The 2,400-nt window shown below is 40.0% G+C and carries 1 protein-coding gene and 1 CRISPR repeat array; the gene reads right to left on the reverse strand.

The genetic code is table 11. The features are described from left to right. The first annotated feature begins 87 nt into the window (after positions 1 to 87). Positions 88 to 2,155: direct repeats of the CRISPR family, unit length 36 nt; unit sequence CCCTACCTATTGGGTTAAATAGGAATAGTTGGAAAC. A gap of 70 nt (positions 2,156 to 2,225) precedes the next feature. After that, on the reverse strand, positions 2,226 to 2,400 hold a 175-nt coding region (locus tag VB691_RS25915; protein WP_416245501.1), incomplete at its 5' end, for a TauD/TfdA family dioxygenase.

Below are 2,400 nucleotides of genomic sequence, written 5' to 3' on the forward strand. Positions count from 1 at the left end.
TCGCGAAAATTACACGCGAACTGTGATTCCCTCCTCGCTTAACCGAGCAGTATTGTGACCCCTGAGGGTTTTTCTGTTACTTCTAAACCCTACCTATTGGGTTAAATAGGAATAGTTGGAAACCTGGAATGGCGTATAGTATTAGACCTTTCAAATCCACCACCCTACCTATTGGGTTAAATAGGAATAGTTGGAAACAGTTTAGTAACTACGGCTCTGAAAGCTCCTTGGCCTTCTTCAGCCCTACCTATTGGGTTAAATAGGAATAGTTGGAAACTAGCCTAGAGGGTTATTTAAGTTAGCTACAGCGTTGTCACGTCCCTACCTATTGGGTTAAATAGGAATAGTTGGAAACGGGATTTCAAAATGTTTGTGCCCGCGAATTTGGCGACATTGGTAGACCCTACCTATTGGGTTAAATAGGAATAGTTGGAAACCTTCAACCGCACATCCCGAAGGATGTTTTGTCCCTCCCCTACCTATTGGGTTAAATAGGAATAGTTGGAAACATCAGACAATAGTAGGAATCGTCAATGTTTTGGATTCCAAAACCCCTACCTATTGGGTTAAATAGGAATAGTTGGAAACGTTCCGAGTCTTGATGACCAAATGATGCCATCAGCTCCCTACCTATTGGGTTAAATAGGAATAGTTGGAAACAACCACTTTCAACTTTTTCCCGGGATAACGAAATAATGCCCTACCTATTGGGTTAAATAGGAATAGTTGGAAACCAAGATTACGGCGCATCACCGTTTTCTTGTGCATCTGGCCCCCTACCTATTGGGTTAAATAGGAATAGTTGGAAACTTAGCTTCTTCTTCGACAGCTTTTAGAAGAGCTTGCTCTTCTAAACCCTACCTATTGGGTTAAATAGGAATAGTTGGAAACTTCTTCAGAGGCGGCCCCGATAGAAAGAAAAAAAAAAAACCCTACCTATTGGGTTAAATAGGAATAGTTGGAAACAGGATATATAGTAATATACACGGTATTGCTAAAGGCAATGCCCCCTACCTATTGGGTTAAATAGGAATAGTTGGAAACGCTTTACTTCCAGACACTCCCATTCATATCGTCGAGACCACCCTACCTATTGGGTTAAATAGGAATAGTTGGAAACCGCCAGTGTAGCAATCCTGATAGTATTGTGGCGATACCCTACCTATTGGGTTAAATAGGAATAGTTGGAAACGATGGACGGAATTGTTTGGGGAAGTGTTGTAGCTGCCCCCTACCTATTGGGTTAAATAGGAATAGTTGGAAACCAATTACTTGATCTAAACAAACATTTTTAACTTTCACCCTACCTATTGGGTTAAATAGGAATAGTTGGAAACTCTTTGTCATTTTTTGTCACTTCAAACTCTTCGGCCCTACCTATTGGGTTAAATAGGAATAGTTGGAAACGATAGATAGGCAAATAAACACAGGATACCGATTACAAGACCCTACCTATTGGGTTAAATAGGAATAGTTGGAAACGATCCGCCTATCCCAAATAAGAGGACAGATACTAAGTGACCCCTACCTATTGGGTTAAATAGGAATAGTTGGAAACCAAATTTACTTTCAAGTTAAAACCTCTGCGTGTCGTATTCCCTACCTATTGGGTTAAATAGGAATAGTTGGAAACCCCATTTACACTGTCCACTCGAATCAACAATTACCTCATTCCCTACCTATTGGGTTAAATAGGAATAGTTGGAAACGCTAAGGATTTCTGCTTATCTAGAAAAGAAGAAACCCCCTACCTATTGGGTTAAATAGGAATAGTTGGAAACATAAAGATGGTGAAATCGTAACTGGCGGATCTTCCCTACCTATTGGGTTAAATAGGAATAGTTGGAAACATTTTCCCCTTGACGATCAATGAGAGAGTTTTTTAAGAAGACCCTACCTATTGGGTTAAATAGGAATAGTTGGAAACGTTCCACGCAGCGGCGAAAAAGATTTGATTCTACGGGGCCCCTACCTATTGGGTTAAATAGGAATAGTTGGAAACAGCTGGTTCCTTCTGACTGCAGCCTGAAATAAGCGCAACCCTACCTATTGGGTTAAATAGGAATAGTTGGAAACCTCTTCGGTAACAATATCATTGTTTTGATCAACTATTTTTAGCCCCTACCTATTGGGTTAAATAGGAATAGTTGGAAACTTTAACGGAATCATGACGCTCTCCTTACTATTCGTAAGGAGAGCGTCATGTCCAAAAAAGTGGCAAAAACTCAACCTAACCAAATTCTCTCTAGGTGACGATTTTTGTCCCAAACCTTTGATCTCCCATGAAGAAAACGATGATTATTCAGCAAAAGTAATGAACCTTGATCCAAAGTGATTGAATAAGAATTGTCGTAAAACCATTGTGAAATGCGATCGCAAATGTCTTTTAACTGAGGATTA

The sequence above is a fragment of the Crocosphaera sp. XPORK-15E genome (assembly GCF_034931425.1).
Classification (GTDB): Bacteria; Cyanobacteriota; Cyanobacteriia; order Cyanobacteriales; family Microcystaceae; genus UHCC-0190.